This is a genomic window from Streptomyces sp. NBC_01244 (genome assembly GCF_035987325.1).
Lineage (GTDB): Bacteria > Actinomycetota > Actinomycetes > Streptomycetales > Streptomycetaceae > Streptomyces.
Genome location: NZ_CP108488.1, coordinates 2,109,699 through 2,126,070, shown reverse-complemented (window position 1 = coordinate 2,126,070; position 16,372 = coordinate 2,109,699). Strand labels below are relative to the sequence as shown.

Below are 16,372 nucleotides of genomic sequence, written 5' to 3'. Positions count from 1 at the left end.
ATAGCCTCACAGGCTGGTTCAGCCCGCCGGTTCCCCCTTGGGGGAGCCGGCGGGTTTCCTGCTTTTCGGCTCCGGGTGCTCCATCAGCCGATCCGCCCGGTCCGCGGCGCCGCGCGGCCTCGGCAGCGGGCCCGCCGGCACGGGCGCCGGCTCCGGTCCCCGTAGGGCCCGCTCCACCAGAACGTCCAGCGGCAGCGTCCGGCCGTGCCGGGCGCAGGACGCGTACCGCTCGGCGCCCAGCAGCTCGCCCGCCCGCTCCTGGCACATCAGCCGCGGGGCGTTGAAGTAGCCCGAGCCGAACAGCCGCATCCCCACCCCGTCCCACAGCGGCTCCGCCGCGCCCTGCAGGACCGCCGCCTCCGCCGGATGCCCCTCGGCCACCGTGACCAGTGCCAGCAGCTCCACCGCCAGCACCAGCCCCACCAGATCGCGGAACGTGTGGTTGATGGCCACGCACTCGGCCAGCAGCCGCCGCGCCTCGGCCGTGCCCCCGGCGTCCAGCGCCGCGTACGCCAGGACGTACAGGGCGTACGCCTTCGTCCAGCGCTCCCCGCGCTCCTCGCAGATGTCCCGGACCTCCCGGCACAAGGTGAGCGCGCCCGCCAGCTCCCCCTGGAAGGCCAGCGCCATCGCGAGCTCCACCTGGCACATCAGGACGTTGCTGTTGAGCTCCCCGGCCTCCCGGTACCGCTCCAGCGCCGAGCCCAGCAGCTCCCCGGCCCGGGTCATGTCGTCCGAGACCAGTGCGAGACAGCCCATGCGGTGCACGGCGTACGCCGCCGCCAGCGGGTTCTCGCTCCGTGCGGCCCCGTCCCGGCACTCGTACAGCGCGCTCATCGAGGCCACCGAGTCGCCCTGCAGCGCCGCGACGTACCCGAGCACCCACAGCGCCTTCAGCCGGGAGCTCTCGTACTCCGCCCCGGCGAGCCCGAGGTCGCCCTCCAGGGTCCGGTCCAGCCAGTGCCGGCCCTCGGTGAGCCGGCCGCAGCCCGCCCAGTAGAACCAGAGGGTGCCCGCCAGGTACTGGCCGAGGTGGATCTCCTCCGGCTCGTCCAGGCAGCACTCCAGCGCGAGCCGCAGGTTCGCCAGCTCCGCCTCCACCAGCGCGGCCACCTCCTCCTGGCGCGGGCTGAACCAGTCCAGCTCGCACCAGGTGGCCAGGCCCATGTACCAGTCCCGGTGCCGGCGCCGCAGCCGCCGGGCGTCGCCCAGCGACTCCAGCCAGCCCGCCCCGTAGATCCGTACGCTCTCCAGCATCCGGTAGCGGACCCCGGCAGCCGTCTCCTCGCGGACCAGCAGGGACTGCCCCAGCAGCTCCCCGATCAGGTCCAGCACCGAATCCACCGGCAGGTCCGGCCCCGCGCACACGTACTCGGCGGCGTCCAGGTCGAACTGCCCGGCGAAGACCGAGAGCCGCGCCCACAGCAGCCGCTCCCCGGACGTGCACAGCTCGTGGCTCCAGCCGATCGCCGTGCGCAGCGCCCGGTGCCGGGGCAGCGCGCCGCGCGAGCCGCCCGTCAGCAGGGCGAAGCGGTCCTCGAGCCGGGACAGCACCTGCCCCGGCGACAGCGTGCGCAGCCGCCCCGCCGCCAGCTCCAGCGCCAGCGGCAGGCCGTCGAGGCGGGCGCACAGCTCGGCCAGCTCCGCCCGGTTGGACTCCGTCAGGGCGAAGGCCGGATCGGCCGCCGAGGTCCGCTCGATCAGCAGGGCCAGGGCCTCCTCCGGCCCCAGCGGGGCCAGCGGCCAGGACAGCTCCCCGTCGAGGGTCAGCGGGCGCCGACCGGAGGCGAGCACGCGCAGGCCGGGGGAGCGGCGCAGGAGGTCCCGTACCAGGTCGGCCGTCTCGTCGACCAGCTGCTCGAAGCCGTCCAGGACCAGCAGCAGCCGCCGCTCGGCCAGGTGTTCGGCAAGGACCGTCCGGGGCGGACGGGTGGTGTGGTCGGTCAGCCCGAGCGCCTCGGCGAGCGTCAGCTCCAGCAGCGCCGGATCCCGTACGGAGGCCAGCTCGGCCAGCCACACGCCGTCGCAGTAGCGTTCCTGCGCCGGGTCCGGAGTACCACCGGTTTCGCCGGGGCCGGCCGCCGCGTCGGCGACCGCCCTGGCCGCCGCCAGTACCAGCCGGGTCTTGCCCACGCCGCCCGCGCCGGTCACCGTGACCAGCCTCGAGGCGTCCAGCAGCCGCCCCAGCTCGGAAAGTTCCCCGCCCCGCCCCACGAAGCCGCTCAGGTCCGAGGGAAGATTGCCCGGCGTCCTTCGTGGAATGGGTCTTTGTCGCATGGGACACGGAGCGTACTGGTCCGCATGCGCTGCGTACAAGACGGGTCGGTTCCCGGCACCCGACGGGCGCGGCGCCCCGGAATTCCGGTACTGCGGCGGATCTCCGGCGCGATAGGGTCGGAGGACGACTTTTTCGCTTGGTGATCAATCTGTAGAGAGCGGTGTGAACGTGTCCGGTGGAGAGGTGGCCGGGATCCTCGTGGCCGTCTTCTGGGCCATCCTGGTCTCCTTCCTCGCCGTGGTGCTGGTGAGGCTGGCCCAGGTGCTCAAGGCGACCACCAAGCTCGTGGCCGACGTGACCGAGCAGGCCGTCCCGCTGCTCGCGGACGCCTCCACCACCGTCCGCTCCGCGCGCACCCAGCTCGACCGGGTCGACGCCATCGCGAGCGACGTACAGGAAGTCACCTCCAACGCCTCCGCGCTGTCCTCCACCGTCGCGTCGACCTTCGGCGGCCCGCTCGTCAAGGTCGCGGCCTTCGGTTACGGCGTCCGCAAGGCGCTGGGCAAGGGCGGCGCCGCCGCGCAGGACGCGCCGGCCAAGACCCCCCGACGGACCGTGATCGTCGGCCGTACGGTGCCGGCGGCCCGGCGCCGGAAGCAGAAGGGCTGAGATCTCCGATGTTCCGCCGAGCCTTCTGGTTCACCGCCGGCGCGGCCGCCGGCGTGTGGGCCACCACCAAGGTCAACCGGCAGCTCAAGAAGCTGACGCCGGAGAGCCTCGCCGCCCAGGCCGCCGACAAGGCGATCGAAGCGGGCCACCGCCTGAAGGACTTCGCCCTCGACGTCAAGTCGGGGATGTCGCAGCGCGAGGACGAGCTGAACGACGCACTGGGACTCCACCAGGATCCCGACCTGCCCGGCAACGTCACCGCCCTTCCCGGGCCGCGGCGGCTGCGGGCCATCGAGCACGACCAGACCAAGAACCGTTCGAACCACTTGAGCGGGCCGTACAACCGGAATGAGGACCACTGATGGAGTCGGCTGAAATCCGCCGCCGCTGGCTGAGCTTCTTCGAGGAGCGCGGTCACACCGTTGTCCCTTCGGCGTCGCTCATCGCGGACGACCCGACTCTGCTGCTGGTGCCCGCGGGCATGGTGCCGTTCAAGCCGTACTTCCTCGGCGAGGTCAAGCCGCCCGCGTCCACGCTCACCAGCGTGCAGAAGTGCGTCCGTACGCCGGACATCGAAGAGGTCGGCAAGACCACCCGCCACGGCACGTTCTTCCAGATGTGCGGCAACTTCTCCTTCGGCGACTACTTCAAGGAAGGCGCCATCAAGTACGCCTGGGAGCTGCTCACCAGCTCCGTGGCGGACGGTGGCTACGGCCTCGAGCCCGAGAAGCTCTGGATCACGGTCTACCTCGACGACGACGAGGCCGAGGCCATCTGGCGTGACGTCGTCGGCGTCCCGCAGGAGCGCATCCAGCGCCTGGGCAAGAAGGACAACTTCTGGTCCATGGGCGTCCCGGGCCCCTGCGGTCCCTGCTCGGAGATCAACTACGACCGCGGTCCCGAGTTCGGCGTCGAGGGCGGCCCCGCCGTCAACGACGAGCGCTACGTGGAGATCTGGAACCTGGTCTTCATGCAGTACGAGCGCGGCGCCGGCGACGGGAAGGAAGACTTCCCGATCCTCGGTGACCTGCCGTCGAAGAACATCGACACCGGTCTCGGCCTCGAGCGCCTCGCCATGATCCTGCAGGGCGTACAGAACATGTACGAGACCGACACCCTGCGCGTGGTCATGGACAAGGCCACCGAACTGACCGGCGTGCAGTACGGCGCCGAGAAGGGCACGGACGTCTCGCTGCGCGTGGTCGCCGACCACATCCGCACCTCGACCATGCTCATCGGCGACGGTGTGTCCCCCGGCAACGAGGGCCGCGGCTACGTGCTGCGCCGCATCATGCGCCGCGCCATCCGCAACATGCGCCTCATGGGCGCCACCGGTCCGGTCGTCCAGGACCTGGTCAACGTGGTCATCGAGACGATGGGGCAGCAGTACCCGGAGCTCGTGACCGACCGCAAGCGCATCGAGACCGTCGCGCTCGCCGAAGAGGCCGCCTTCCTCAAGGCCATCAAGGGCGGCACCAACATCCTCGACACCGCCGTGACCGAGACCAAGGCCGCCGGCGGCACGGTCCTGGCCGGCGACAAGGCGTTCCTGCTCCACGACACCTGGGGCTTCCCGATCGACCTCACCCTGGAGATGGCCGCCGAGCAGGGCCTCGCCGTGGACGAGCCCGGCTTCCGCCGCCTCATGCAGGAGCAGCGCGACCGCGCCAAGGCCGACGCCAAGGCCAAGAAGACCGGCCACGCGGACATGTCCGCCTACCGGGAGATCGCCGACGGCTCCGGCGCCACCGAGTTCACCGGCTACGCCACCAACCAGGGCGAGTCCACCATCGTCGGCCTCCTGGTCAACGGCGTCTCCGCGCCCGCCGCCTCCGAGGGCGACGAGGTCGAGGTCGTCCTGGACCGCACCCCCTTCTACGCCGAGGGCGGAGGCCAGCTCGCCGACCAGGGCCGCATCAAGCTCGACTCGGGCGCCGTCATCGTCGTCCGCGACGTGCAGCAGCCGGTGCCCGGCGTCTCCGTGCACAAGGGCTCCGTCCAGGTCGGCGAGGTGACGGTGGGCGCCTCCGCGTACGCCGCCATCGACATCCAGCGCCGCCGGGCCATCGCCCGCGCCCACTCGGCCACGCACCTGACGCACCAGGCCCTGCGCGACGCGCTCGGCCCGACGGCCGCCCAGGCCGGTTCCGAGAACTCGCCCGGCCGCTTCCGCTTCGACTTCGGCTCGCCGAACGCGGTGCCCGGCTCGGTGCTCACCGACGTCGAGCACAAGATCAACGACGTGCTCTCGCGCGAGCTCGACGTCACCGCCGAGATCATGAGCATCGACGAGGCGAAGAAGCAGGGCGCCATCGCCGAGTTCGGCGAGAAGTACGGTGAGCGCGTGCGCGTCGTGACCATCGGCGACTTCTCCAAGGAGCTGTGCGGCGGCACGCACGTCGGCAACACCAGCCAGCTCGGTCTGGTGAAGCTGCTCGGCGAGTCCTCCATCGGCTCCGGCGTGCGCCGCGTCGAGGCCCTCGTCGGCGTGGACGCGTACAACTTCCTCGCCAAGGAGCACACGGTCGTCGCCCAGCTCCAGGAGCTGGTCAAGGGCCGTCCGGAGGAGCTTCCGGAGAAGATCGCCTCCATGCTCGGCAAGCTGAAGGACGCCGAGAAGGAGATCGAGAAGTTCCGCGCGGAGAAGGTCCTCCAGGCCGCCGCCGGTCTCGCTGCCAACGCCCAGGACATCCACGGCGTCGCCCTCGTCGTGGGCACCGTCCCGGACGGCACCGGCGCCGACGACCTGCGCAAGCTGGTCCTCGACGTCCGCGGCCGGCTGCAGCAAATTACAGGCGCGGGCGACCGCCCGGCCGTCGTGGCCCTCTTCACCACGGCCAATGACCGCCCGCTGACCGTCATCGCCACCAACGAGGCCGCCCGCGAGCGCGGTCTCAAAGCCGGCGACCTGGTCCGTACGGCCGCCAAGACCCTCGGTGGCGGCGGTGGCGGCAAGCCGGACGTGGCCCAGGGCGGTGGCCAGAACCCGGCCGCCATCCCCGAGGCCATCGCCGCGGTCGAGCGCCTCGTCGTAGAGACGGCCTGAAGATGACACTGCGCCGCGGCCGCCGTCTGGCCATCGATGTCGGTGACGCCCGGATCGGGGTCGCCTCGTGCGACCCCGACGGGGTGTTGGCCACACCGGTGGAAACCGTTCCGGGCCGGGACATCCCCTTCGCCCACCGGCGGCTGCGGCAGCTCGTCGCGGAGTACGAGCCCATCGAGGTGGTGGTCGGTCTGCCCCGCTCGCTCAGCGGGCGGGAAGGGCCGGCCGCGGCCAAGTGCCGCGCCTTCGCCATGGAACTCGCCAAGGGCATCAAGCCCGTGACGGTGCGTCTGGTGGACGAGCGGATGACGACGGTCACCGCCGCCCAGGGCCTGCGGGCCTCGGGGAAGAACGCGAAGAAGAGCCGGTCGGTCATCGACCAGGCGGCCGCCGTGGTGATCCTGCAGAACGCTCTTGAGACCGAACGGGTATCAGGTAATCCGCCCGGTGAGTGCGTCGAAGTGGTTGTCTGATCGCGATACGGTAACGTTCCGCGCGATGTGACGGCATTCGAACAGCCGTCGCCCATCAGAAGAGGCGGCACCGTGTGCCGCGGCGGACGGAGCCGCGGCCAACGCCCTGCGGCGCGCTAGGGGATCGATGACTGAGTATGGCCGGGGCCCTGGCCCCGAACCGTGGCATCCCGAGGACCCGCAGTACGGGGACCAGGGGTGGACCGGGCACGAGGCCCAGCAGGGTCAGATGCCCTACGTCGGAGGCCCGCAGCAGTACCAGCAGGAGCCTCAGCCCCAGCAGGTCTACTACACGCAGCAGCAGGGCCAGGACCAGTACTCCCAGGCCCAGCAGATGCAGTACCAGCAGCAGATGCCGTATCCGCAGCAGGTGCAGCAGCACCCACAGCAGCACGCGCAGCAGCCACAGCAGCCACAGGCGTACGGGGATCAGGGCCAGGTCTGGGACACGGGCCAGCACCAGGTCTGGGACACCGGCCAGGGCCAGTACGCCGCGGTCCCGCAGGCGGCCGACCCGTACGCGGGCGCGGATCCGTACGCGCAGCAGCAGGCGAGCGGCTACCCCGGTGAGGCCCCCGACCTCTACGGCACCCCCGAGGCCTTTCCGCCCCCGCGGCCCCCGAGCATGAGGCACCTGCAGACCGAAGAGCCGTGGCAGGAAGAAGAGGACGCCGCGGCGGACTCCTTCCTCGCGGGCGGCAGCGGCGGTGACGACGGCGACGACGACGGTGACGACGGCGGACGCGACGGCCGCCGGCCGGGCCGCTCCGGCGGCAAACCGAAGAAGCGCAGCGGCATGGCCTGCCTCATCGCGGCGGTGGTCATCATCGGCGTGGTCGGCGGTGGTGGCTACTACGGCTACAGCTACCTGAAGGACAAGTTCTCCGCGGCCGAGGACTTCGCGGGCGAAGGCACGGGCTCGGTCACCGTCGACATCCCCAAGGGCGCAGGCACAGGGGAGATGGGCCGCATCCTCAAGGCGGCCGGCGTGGTCAAGAGCGCTGGTGCCTTCGTAGCCGCTGCCGCGGCCAACCCCAAGGGCAACGCCATCCAGGCCGGCTCGTACACGATGAAGGAGCGCATGTCGGCCAAGGCCGCCGTGGCCCTCATGGTGAACGGGGCTGGAATGAACGCCATGGACGTCATTCCCGGCTGGCGCAACGTCCAGGTCTACGAGGCGATCGACCAGCGGCTCAAACTCTCCCCGGGCACGACCAAGTCGGTCGCCGCGAAGGAGGCCAAGAACCTCGGGTTGCCGGATTGGGCCAACACCAACAAGGACATCAAGGACCCGCTGGAGGGCTTCCTCTACCCGGCGCGTTATGACCTGGGCAAGGACGTGACCCCCCAGTCGCTGCTCAAGCAGATGGTGGGCAAGGCCAACGAGGCCTACGGCAACGCGGACCTCAAGGGGCAGGCGTCCAAGCTGGGGCTGAACAACCCGCTCCAGCTCGTCACCGTTGCGAGCCTCGTCCAAGCCGAGGGCAAGTACCAGCACGACTTCGACAAGATCTCGCGAGTGGTCTACAACCGCCTGAAGCCCGGAAACACCGAGACGTACGGCCTGCTCGACTTCGACTCCACGATCAACTACATCAAGGGACAGAGCACCCTCGATGTGGGTTCGGTCAACGACCTGCGCAAGCTCGACGACCCGTACAACACGTACAAGATCAAGGGTCTGCCCGCGGGTCCGATCGGCAACCCGGGCCCCGACGCACTTAAGTCGGCGCTCAACCCGGAGCCGGGCCCCTGGTACTACTTTGTGTCAGTGAATGAGGATAAGACTCTATTCGCCGTCACAAATGACGAGCACAATCGAAATCGTGAAGAGTACGAGAAGGAACGTGGGCGATAGCAGCTTGGTGGCTTGAAATGTCACCGGCGGGCTCCCGGCTGATCGCAAGGTCAGGTGGGGGCCCGCTCTGCTGTGGCGAACCGTGAGGATGGCCGGATCGCCTATTGTGCAACGCCGCGTGCGGACGGTGACGCCAACGGAGCTGTTCTTGCGGTCGGGAACCGCTCTGGTGGAGATGATTGGCGGTTTCATCGGTCCGGTTATCCGTGTTCCATAGGATGCTAAAATCGCGTCCCGTGATGAGGGAAACTGGAATTCGGCGTTTTAGGAGTGCTATGCACGGCAGTCGGGCCGCGGTGCTGGGTTCGCCCATCGAGCACTCCCTCTCACCGGTGCTGCACCGCGCCGCGTACCAGGAGCTCGGCCTCGGAGACCGGTCGTACGACCGGTTCGAGATCGACGAGGCCGCGCTCCCCGGTTTCCTCGCACAGCTCGGCCCCGAGTGGGCCGGGCTGTCGCTGACGATGCCGCTCAAGCGGGCGATCATCCCGCTGCTCGACGAGATCAGCGACACGGCCGCCTCCGTGGAGACGGTCAACACCGTCGTCTTCACCGAGGACGGCCGCAAGGTCGGTGACAACACCGACATCCCCGGCCTCCTCGCGGCGCTGGGCGAGCAGGGCGTTCAGAAGGTGGAGTCCGCCGCCGTCCTCGGCGCGGGCGCCACCGCCTCCTCGGCGCTCGCCGCGCTGGCCCGGATCTGTACGGGCGAGGTGACCGCGTACGTACGCTCCGAGGCCCGGGCCGCGGAGATGCGCGCGTGGGGCGAGCGGCTCGGCGTGGACGTCCGTACGGCCGACTGGTCGCGGGCGGCCGAAGCGCTGGCCGCGCCGCTGGTCATCGCCACCACCCCGGCCGGTGCCACGGACGAGCTGGCGGCCTCCGTACCCGCCGCCGCGGGCACCCTCTTCGACGTCCTCTACGACCCCTGGCCCACGCCCCTGGCCGCGGCCTGGACTCAGCGGGGCGGCAAGCTCCTCGGCGGCCTCGACCTCCTGGTCCACCAGGCGGTCCTCCAGGTCGAGCTGATGACCGGCTGCCCCACCGCTCCGCTCGGGGCCATGCGCGCCGCGGGCGAGGCGGCGCTGCGCGCCCGCCACTGAGCCGAAACGGAACCCTTTCTAGATCCACATGTCGCCCCGGGCAGGGGTGCGCCGCCGTCCGACAGCTGGACCGGAGGGCGGTGTACCGGCCCGGACATGGGAGGATCGGGTGAAGGCGGGTCAGGGCCGCGCACCCGATCGCGCCATCGATGAATCAGGCGCGAGCACGAGGAGCATCGTTGAGCAGGTTGCGTTGGCTGACGGCCGGGGAATCTCACGGCCCGGCTCTGGTAGCGACGCTGGAGGGGCTTCCCGCCGGCGTTCCGGTCACCACCGAGCTGGTGGCCGACCACCTGGCGCGGCGCCGGCTCGGCTACGGCCGCGGTGCCCGGATGAAGTTCGAGCAGGACGAGGTGACATTTCTCGGGGGTGTTCGCCACGGACTTTCCCTCGGTTCCCCGGTCGCCGTGATGGTGGGCAACAGCGAGTGGCCCAAGTGGGAGACGGTCATGTCGGCCGACCCGGTCGACCCCTCGCTGCTCAAGGAAACCGGCCGCAACGCGCCGCTGACCCGGCCGCGGCCCGGTCACGCCGACCTGGCCGGCATGCAGAAGTACGGCTTCGACGAGGCCCGGCCGATCCTGGAGCGCGCCAGCGCCCGGGAGACCGCCGCCCGCGTGGCCCTCGGCGCCGTCGCCCGGTCCTTCCTCAAGGAGGTCGCGGGCATCGAGATCGTCTCCCACGTCGTGGAGCTGGCCGCCGCCAAGGCCCCGTACGGCGTCTACCCGACCCCCGCGGACGTCGAGAAGCTCGACGCCGACCCGGTGCGCTGCCTCGACGCCGACGCGTCGAAGGCGATGGTCGCGGAGATCGACCAGGCCCACAAGGACGGCGACACCCTCGGCGGCGTCGTCGAGGTCCTCGCCTACGGGGTGCCCGTCGGCCTCGGCTCGCACGTGCACTGGGACCGCCGCCTCGACGCGCGCCTCGCGGCCGCGCTCATGGGCATCCAGGCCATCAAGGGCGTCGAGGTCGGCGACGGCTTCGACCTGGCCCGCGTGCCCGGCTCGCAGGCGCACGACGAGATCGTGAACACCCCCGAGGGCATCAAGCGCACCTCCGGCCGCTCCGGCGGCACCGAGGGCGGGCTGACCACCGGCGAGCTGCTGCGCGTACGCGCCGCGATGAAGCCGATCGCGACCGTGCCGAAGGCCCTCGCGACCGTGGACGTCGCCACCGGCGAGGCCACCGTCGCGCACCACCAGCGCTCCGACGTCTGTGCCGTGCCCGCCGCGGGCATCGTCGCCGAGGCCATGGTCGCCCTGGTGCTGGCCGACGCGGTGGTCGAGAAGTTCGGCGGCGACTCGGTCCCCGAGACGCGCCGCAACGTCCGGTCCTACCTCGACAACCTGCAGATCCGGTGACGGGCACCAGCGCGACCGGACCCCTGGTGGTCCTCGTCGGCCCCATGGGGTCCGGCAAGTCCACCGTCGGCGAGCTGATCGCCCGGCGGCTCGGAGTCTCCTACCGGGACACCGACGCCGACATCGTCGCGGCCCAGGGCCGGGAGATCTCCGACATCTTCGTGGACGAGGGCGAACCGCACTTCCGTGAGCTGGAGCGGGAGGCGGTGGCCGCGGCCCTCGCCGGCCACGAGGGCGTCCTCGCCCTCGGCGGCGGCGCCGTCCTCGACGAGAAGACGCGCGAGCTGCTGACCGGGCTGCCCGTCGCCTACCTCTCGATGGATGTCGAGGAAGCGGTCAAGCGCGTGGGCCTCGGCGCCGCGCGCCCCCTGCTGGCCGTCAACCCGCGCCGCCAGTGGCGCGAGCTGATGGACGCCAGGCGTCCCCTGTACACCGAAGTCGCGCGCGTCGTGGTGGCCACCGACGAGCGCACGCCCGAAGAGGTCGCCCAGGCGGTCCTCGACGCTCTGGAGTTGAAGAACGCATGACGGACAAGGTGACGCGGATTCAGGTCGGCGCGAGCGCCGGGCACGATGCCTACGAGGTGCTGGTCGGCCGGCAACTGCTCGGTGAGCTGGGCTCCCTGATCGGTACGAAGGCCCAGCGGGTCGCCGTCATCCACCCCGAGGCCCTCGCCTCGACCGGTGAGGCCCTGCGCGACGACCTCGCGGCCCAGGGGTACGAGGCCGTCGCCATCCAGGTGCCGAACGCCGAGGAGGCCAAGACGGCCGAGGTGGCGGCGTACTGCTGGAAGGCGCTGGGCCAGTCCGGCTTCACCCGCACCGACGCCATCGTCGGCGTCGGCGGGGGATCCACCACCGACCTCGCGGGCTTCGTCGCGGCCTCCTGGCTGCGCGGGGTGCGCTGGATCGCCGTCCCGACCACCATCCTGGCGATGGTGGACGCGGCCGTCGGCGGCAAGACCGGCATCAACACCGCCGAGGGCAAGAACCTCGTCGGCGCCTTCCACCCGCCGGCCGGCGTGCTCTGCGACCTGGCCGCGCTGGAGTCGCTGCCGGTCAACGACTACGTCAGCGGTCTCGCCGAGATCATCAAGGCCGGATTCATCTCCGACCCGGTGATCCTCGACCTGATCGAGGCGGACCCGGAGGCGGCGCGCACGCCCGCGGGCCCGCACACGGCCGAGCTGATCTGCCGCTCCATCCAGGTCAAGGCCGACGTGGTCTCCAGCGACCTCAAGGAATCGGGCCTGCGGGAGATCCTCAACTACGGACACACCCTCGCGCACGCCATCGAGAAGAACGAGCGCTACAAGTGGCGCCACGGCGCGGCCGTCTCGGTCGGCATGGTCTTCGCCGCCGAGCTCGGCCGGCTCGCGGGCCGGCTCGACGACGGGACGGCCGACCGGCACAAGGCCGTCCTCGCCTCGGTGGGGCTGCCGCTGACCTACCGCGGCGACCAGTGGCCCAAGTTGCTGGAGACCATGAAGCTCGACAAGAAGTCCCGGGGCGACCTGCTGCGCTTCATCGTCCTCGACGGGCTGGCGAAGCCGACCGTCCTGGAGGGTCCCGACCCGGCCGTCCTCGTGGCAGCCTTCGGAGAGGTCACGGCCTGAGTCCACCAGGGCCGGTACGAACCCGCACGAACCGGTCTGAACCGGTCCGCGCCGGTCTGCGCCCGTCCGGGGAGCTGCCATCCCGCGACCGTGTGGCCCGGTGAGCCTCCGGGGTCATATAACGTTCTCGCATCAGTCGTGGTGGAACGATACGGAGTGGCAGCGGATGCAGCAGGGAGTGGGAGGCGGGGGCTGGGAGCCGTCGGGGAATCAGCACCCGGCGGCGCCCCCGCAGCCGCCGGTACGGCCGGTGGCGGGCTGGCCCGCGCCTCCCATGCCCGCCGGGCACGCCGCGCCCCTGGCCGCGCCGGTTCCGCCGGACGGGTTCACCGGGCACGTCCCGCTGCCGCCCGCCGTTCCCGGCACCGGCGGCGCCACCCTCGCGGTCCTGCTGATCGGCCCCGCGGGCGCGGGCAAGACCACGGTGGCCCGCCACTGGGCCGGCACCCGGCCCGTCCCCACCGCGCACATCAGCCTGGACGACGTACGGGAATGGGTCTGCTCGGGCTTCGCGGATCCCCAGGCCGGCTGGAACGACCACTCCGAGGCCCAGTACCGCCTCGCCCGCCGCACCTGCGGGTTCGCCGCCCGGAACTTCCTGGCCAACGGGATCTCCTGCATCCTCGACGACGCCGTGTTCCCGGACCGGCCGGTGGTGGGCCTCGGCGGGTGGAAGCGCCACGTCGGGCCCGCGCTGCTCCCGGTCGTCCTGCTGCCCGGCCTGGAGATCGTCCTGGAGCGCAACGCCGCCCGCTCCGGGAACAGGCGGCTCTCCGACGAGGAAGTCGCGCGGATCCACGGCCGGATGGCCGGCTGGTACGGATCCGGACTGCCGATCATCGACAACTCCCACCTGGACGTCGAGGGCACCGCCCGCGCCCTGGACGAGACCCTGGCCCGGGTCATCTCCCAGCCGGCCTACTGAACCGGCGCCCGGCACCGGGCCGGCCCCCGTACGGCCGCGCTCACCAGGCCGGATGCGCGCCGCGCTCGTAGGCTCGGAAACATGTCAGACGTGTACGCGGCCCGCCGGGGCCTGCTTCGCGACCGCTGTGCGGCCGCCGGAAACGCCGCCGCACTCATCACGCGTCCGGCGAACGTCCGTTACCTCTCCGGGGCGTCGCCGCTGGGCGCGGTCCTGCTCCTCGGTCCGGGGGGTCAGGACATGCTGTTCTGCGCCGGGCAGCCCACCGGGGAAGCCGACGAGGGGCGGCTCGACGAGAACCTGCGGCTCTCCGTGCTGGCCGGGCCCGGGGCGGATCCCGCCGTCGCGGCGGCCGACGCGGCCTCCGCGGCCCGCGCCGACTCCCTCGCCGTCGAGGAGCACCACCTCACCGTCGGCCGCCACCGCGCCCTGGGTTCGGTGGCGCCCGGACTGCGCCTGGCCGATCTGGGGACCGCGGTGGAACAGCAGCGCCTCGTCAAGGACGAGGAGGAGATCGCCTGCCTGCGGATCGCCGCCGAGATCGCCGACCAGGCCCTCGGGGAACTGCTGGAATCGATCCTGGTGGGCCGCACCGAACGGCACCTCGCGCTGGAGCTGGAACGCCGGCTCGTGGACCACGGGGCCGACGGCCCGGCCTTCCCGACCTCCGTCGGCACCGGCCCGCACTCCGGCCGCTCCCGGCACCGGCCCTCCGACCGGCGGGTCGAGGAGGGTGATTTCCTCTCCGTCTGCCTCGGCGCGAACTACCGGGGCTACCGCTGCGAGATCGGCCGTACCTTCGTGATCGGCACGACCCCCGCCGACTGGCAGATCGAGCTGTACGAACTCGTCTTCGCCGCCCAGCGGGCGGGCCGGGAGGCGCTGCTGCCCGGGGCCGCGTACCGCGATGTGGATCACGCGGCCCGTTCCGTACTCGACTCCGCCGGTCACGGGGAGGCCCTCGCGGCGTGGACCGGACACGGTGTCGGTCTCGAAATCGACGAGGACCCGCAGCTTGCACCTACGGCCATGGGTAAACTGGACGCTTGCGTGCCGGTCACCGTCGAACCGGGGGTTCACCTCCCTGGCCGGGGTGGTGTCCGGATCGATGACACGCTCGTCGTACGCCCCGAGGCGGACGGCGGTCCCGAGCTACTCACCATTACGACCAAGGAGCTGCTCGCGCTCTAGCCCGCCTCGCCGGGCTGTGCGCGCACCCGTGGTCTTCCAGTGCAGGAGATTCCCACACCGTGGCTTCCACGAACGACCTCAAGAACGGCATGGTGCTGAAGCTCGACGGGGGCCAGCTCTGGTCCGTCGTCGAGTTCCAGCACGTCAAGCCCGGCAAGGGCCCGGCCTTCGTGCGCACCAAGCTGAAGAGCGTCATGTCCGGCAAGGTCGTCGACAAGACGTTCAACGCCGGCACCAAGGTCGAGACGGCCACCATCGACCGCCGTGACATGCAGTTCTCCTACATGGACGGCGAGTACTTCGTCTTCATGGACATGGAGGACTTCGACCAGCTCATGGTCAGCAAGAAGGCCGTCGGCGACGCCGCCAACTTCCTGATCGAGGGCTTCACCGCCTCCGTGGCCCGCCACGAGGGCGAGGTGCTCTACGTCGAGCTGCCGGCCGCCGTCGAGCTGACCATCCAGCACACCGACCCGGGCGTCCAGGGCGACCGTTCCACCGGTGGCACCAAGCCGGCGACGCTGGAGACGGGCCACGAGATCCAGGTCCCGCTCTTCATCAACACCGGCGAGAAGATCAAGGTCGACACCCGCACCAGCGACTACCTCGGCCGGGTGAACAGCTAACCGTGGCTGCCCGGAGCAACGCGCGCAAGCGCGCTTTCCAGATCCTGTTCGAGGCCGACCAGCGCGGGGTCTCCGTGCGCGAGGTCCTCGCGGACTGGGTCCGCCACTCGCGGTCGGACACCGACCGCCAGCCCGCGGTGAACGAGTTCACCATGGAACTCGTCGAGGGGTACGCCGACAAGGTGGACCGCATCGACGATCTGATCGCCACCTACGCCGTGGACTGGGACCTCGACCGCATGCCGGTCGTGGACCGGAACATCGTGCGTCTCGGTGCCTACGAGCTGATCTGGGTCGACGGAACCCCGGACGCCGTGGCCATCGACGAGGCCGTCCAGCTGGCCAAGGAGTTCTCCACGGACGAGTCGCCCTCGTTCGTGAACGGACTGCTCGGCCGCTTCAAGGACCTCAAGCCGAAGCTGCGCCGCAGCGAGAGCTGACAGGCGCCGGTACGGCGAGAACGGAGGGCCCGCAGCGCACGCGCGCTGCGGGCCCTCCGTCGTACCCCCGGAGGCGCCGCAGGCCCCTGCGCGGGCATGAAAAACGGTGGGTGCCGGGAGCCTGTCGGCTCCCGGCACCCACCGGTAAACGTTTCTGCTGAGGCCTGGGGGACTAGATGTCCTCGTGCGCCACCGCGCGACGCGCGTCCGCGTCCAGCACGCCCCAGCTGATGAGCTGCTCGGTCAGGACCGAGGGCGACTGGTCGTAGATGACGGCGAGGGTGCGCAGGTCGTCCTGGCGGATCGAGAGCACCTTGCCGTTGTAGTCGCCGCGCTGGCTCTGGATGGTCGCCGCGTAACGCTGCAGCGGGCCGGCCTTCTCGGCGGGGACGTGGGCGAGGCGCTCCAGGTCCAGGCGCAGCTTCGGCGGCGGCTCGGCCGCTCCGCCGGGGGTCGTACCCGGCAGCAGTTCCTGCACCGGAACCCCGTAGAAGTCCGCCAGCTCGGCAAGACGCTGGACGGTCACCGCGCGGTCTCCGCGCTCGTAAGAACCGACCACCACGGCCTTCCACCGGCCCTGGGACTTCTCCTCGACACCGTGGAGGGAAAGGCCCTGCTGGGTGCGGATGGCGCGGAGCTTGGCCCCGAGCTGTTTGGCGTATTCGCTGGACATAACGCTCCCGGACGCTGTGACGACATGACCACGTGCGGCTCCGCCGCGCGGCTGGTAACTCACTGTGAGGTTACGCAGCGTTACTTGGATGCGTCAAGCCGAATGGTCTCCGACGCCCACGTAAGAGGGGTCCTGGTCTGCCCCGATGCCAGGTCGCGGGAATCCCCCTGG

General features: G+C 71.0%; 15 protein-coding genes. 13 read left to right on the top strand and 2 right to left on the bottom strand.

Annotated elements, in window-relative coordinates; translation table 11 throughout:
* Positions 1-18: 18 nt before the first annotated feature.
* Positions 19-2,277, bottom strand: coding sequence for an ATP-binding protein (locus OG247_RS09265; protein WP_327251788.1), 2,259 nt, complete (start codon positions 2,275-2,277; stop codon positions 19-21).
* Between the two features lie 169 nt (positions 2,278-2,446).
* On the opposite strand from OG247_RS09265, the gene OG247_RS09260 reads away from it, so the two are divergent.
* From OG247_RS09260 to nusB, 13 genes are all read left to right on the top strand, one after another.
* Complete coding sequence (locus OG247_RS09260) at positions 2,447-2,887, top strand: DUF948 domain-containing protein (protein WP_327251787.1); 441 nt, start codon at positions 2,447-2,449, stop codon at positions 2,885-2,887.
* 8 nt (positions 2,888-2,895) lie between these two features.
* Positions 2,896-3,249: a DUF6167 family protein gene (locus OG247_RS09255; RefSeq protein WP_327251786.1), complete on the top strand. Its 354-nt coding sequence runs from the start codon at positions 2,896-2,898 to the stop codon at positions 3,247-3,249.
* Entirely contained in the window at positions 3,249-5,933 is a 2,685-nt protein-coding gene (alaS, locus tag OG247_RS09250; RefSeq protein WP_327251785.1) for an alanine--tRNA ligase, read from the top strand. The genes OG247_RS09255 and alaS overlap by 1 nt, the downstream gene beginning before the upstream one ends.
* A 2-nt stretch (positions 5,934-5,935) precedes the next feature.
* Complete coding sequence (gene ruvX / locus OG247_RS09245) at positions 5,936-6,406, top strand: Holliday junction resolvase RuvX (protein WP_327251784.1); 471 nt, start codon at positions 5,936-5,938, stop codon at positions 6,404-6,406.
* 127 nt (positions 6,407-6,533) lie between these two features.
* Positions 6,534-8,264: an endolytic transglycosylase MltG gene (gene mltG / locus OG247_RS09240; protein WP_327251783.1), complete on the top strand. Its 1,731-nt coding sequence runs from the start codon at positions 6,534-6,536 to the stop codon at positions 8,262-8,264.
* 275 nt (positions 8,265-8,539) lie between these two features.
* Complete coding sequence (locus tag OG247_RS09235) at positions 8,540-9,367, top strand: shikimate dehydrogenase (protein ID WP_327251782.1); 828 nt, start codon at positions 8,540-8,542, stop codon at positions 9,365-9,367.
* A 179-nt stretch (positions 9,368-9,546) separates the two neighbouring features.
* Positions 9,547-10,731, top strand: a complete 1,185-nt coding sequence (gene aroC / locus OG247_RS09230) for a chorismate synthase (RefSeq protein WP_327251781.1) — start codon at positions 9,547-9,549, stop codon at positions 10,729-10,731.
* Positions 10,732-10,775: 44 nt separating this feature from the next.
* On the top strand, positions 10,776-11,258 hold the full coding sequence (locus tag OG247_RS09225) for a shikimate kinase (protein WP_327257398.1): 483 nt from the start codon (positions 10,776-10,778) through the stop codon (positions 11,256-11,258).
* Positions 11,255-12,346, top strand: coding sequence for a 3-dehydroquinate synthase (gene aroB / locus OG247_RS09220; RefSeq protein ID WP_327251780.1), 1,092 nt, complete (start codon positions 11,255-11,257; stop codon positions 12,344-12,346). The genes OG247_RS09225 and aroB overlap by 4 nt, the downstream gene beginning before the upstream one ends.
* A 166-nt stretch (positions 12,347-12,512) precedes the next feature.
* A complete protein-coding gene (locus tag OG247_RS09215; RefSeq protein ID WP_327251779.1) occupies positions 12,513-13,271 on the top strand; it encodes an AAA family ATPase in 759 nt (252 codons plus the stop codon).
* A gap of 81 nt (positions 13,272-13,352) precedes the next feature.
* Complete coding sequence (locus OG247_RS09210; protein WP_327251778.1) at positions 13,353-14,462, top strand: aminopeptidase P family protein; 1,110 nt, start codon at positions 13,353-13,355, stop codon at positions 14,460-14,462.
* A gap of 59 nt (positions 14,463-14,521) precedes the next feature.
* Positions 14,522-15,088 (top strand): elongation factor P, encoded by a 567-nt coding sequence (gene efp, locus OG247_RS09205; RefSeq protein WP_327251777.1) that lies wholly within the window; start codon positions 14,522-14,524, stop codon positions 15,086-15,088.
* 2 nt (positions 15,089-15,090) lie between these two features.
* Positions 15,091-15,528 (top strand): transcription antitermination factor NusB, encoded by a 438-nt coding sequence (nusB, locus tag OG247_RS09200; protein ID WP_214948214.1) that lies wholly within the window; start codon positions 15,091-15,093, stop codon positions 15,526-15,528.
* 172 nt (positions 15,529-15,700) lie between these two features.
* On the opposite strand, the gene bldD is transcribed toward nusB, so the two are convergent.
* Complete coding sequence (gene bldD / locus OG247_RS09195; protein WP_069929708.1) at positions 15,701-16,201, bottom strand: transcriptional regulator BldD; 501 nt, start codon at positions 16,199-16,201, stop codon at positions 15,701-15,703.
* Between the last annotated feature and the right edge of the window lie 171 nt (positions 16,202-16,372).

Coding starts and splice junctions, on each gene's coding strand:
- OG247_RS09265 (WP_327251788.1), bottom strand. CDS start 2,277: ATGCGACAAAGACCCATTCCACGAAGGACGCCGGGCAATCTTCCCTCG.
- OG247_RS09255 (WP_327251786.1), top strand. CDS start 2,896: ATGTTCCGCCGAGCCTTCTGGTTCACCGCCGGCGCGGCCGCCGGCGTG.
- alaS (WP_327251785.1), top strand. CDS start 3,249: ATGGAGTCGGCTGAAATCCGCCGCCGCTGGCTGAGCTTCTTCGAGGAG.
- ruvX (WP_327251784.1), top strand. CDS start 5,936: ATGACACTGCGCCGCGGCCGCCGTCTGGCCATCGATGTCGGTGACGCC.
- mltG (WP_327251783.1), top strand. CDS start 6,534: ATGACTGAGTATGGCCGGGGCCCTGGCCCCGAACCGTGGCATCCCGAG.
- OG247_RS09235 (WP_327251782.1), top strand. CDS start 8,540: ATGCACGGCAGTCGGGCCGCGGTGCTGGGTTCGCCCATCGAGCACTCC.
- OG247_RS09225 (WP_327257398.1), top strand. CDS start 10,776: ATGGGGTCCGGCAAGTCCACCGTCGGCGAGCTGATCGCCCGGCGGCTC.
- aroB (WP_327251780.1), top strand. CDS start 11,255: ATGACGGACAAGGTGACGCGGATTCAGGTCGGCGCGAGCGCCGGGCAC.
- OG247_RS09215 (WP_327251779.1), top strand. CDS start 12,513: ATGCAGCAGGGAGTGGGAGGCGGGGGCTGGGAGCCGTCGGGGAATCAG.
- OG247_RS09210 (WP_327251778.1), top strand. CDS start 13,353: ATGTCAGACGTGTACGCGGCCCGCCGGGGCCTGCTTCGCGACCGCTGT.
- bldD (WP_069929708.1), bottom strand. CDS start 16,201: ATGTCCAGCGAATACGCCAAACAGCTCGGGGCCAAGCTCCGCGCCATC.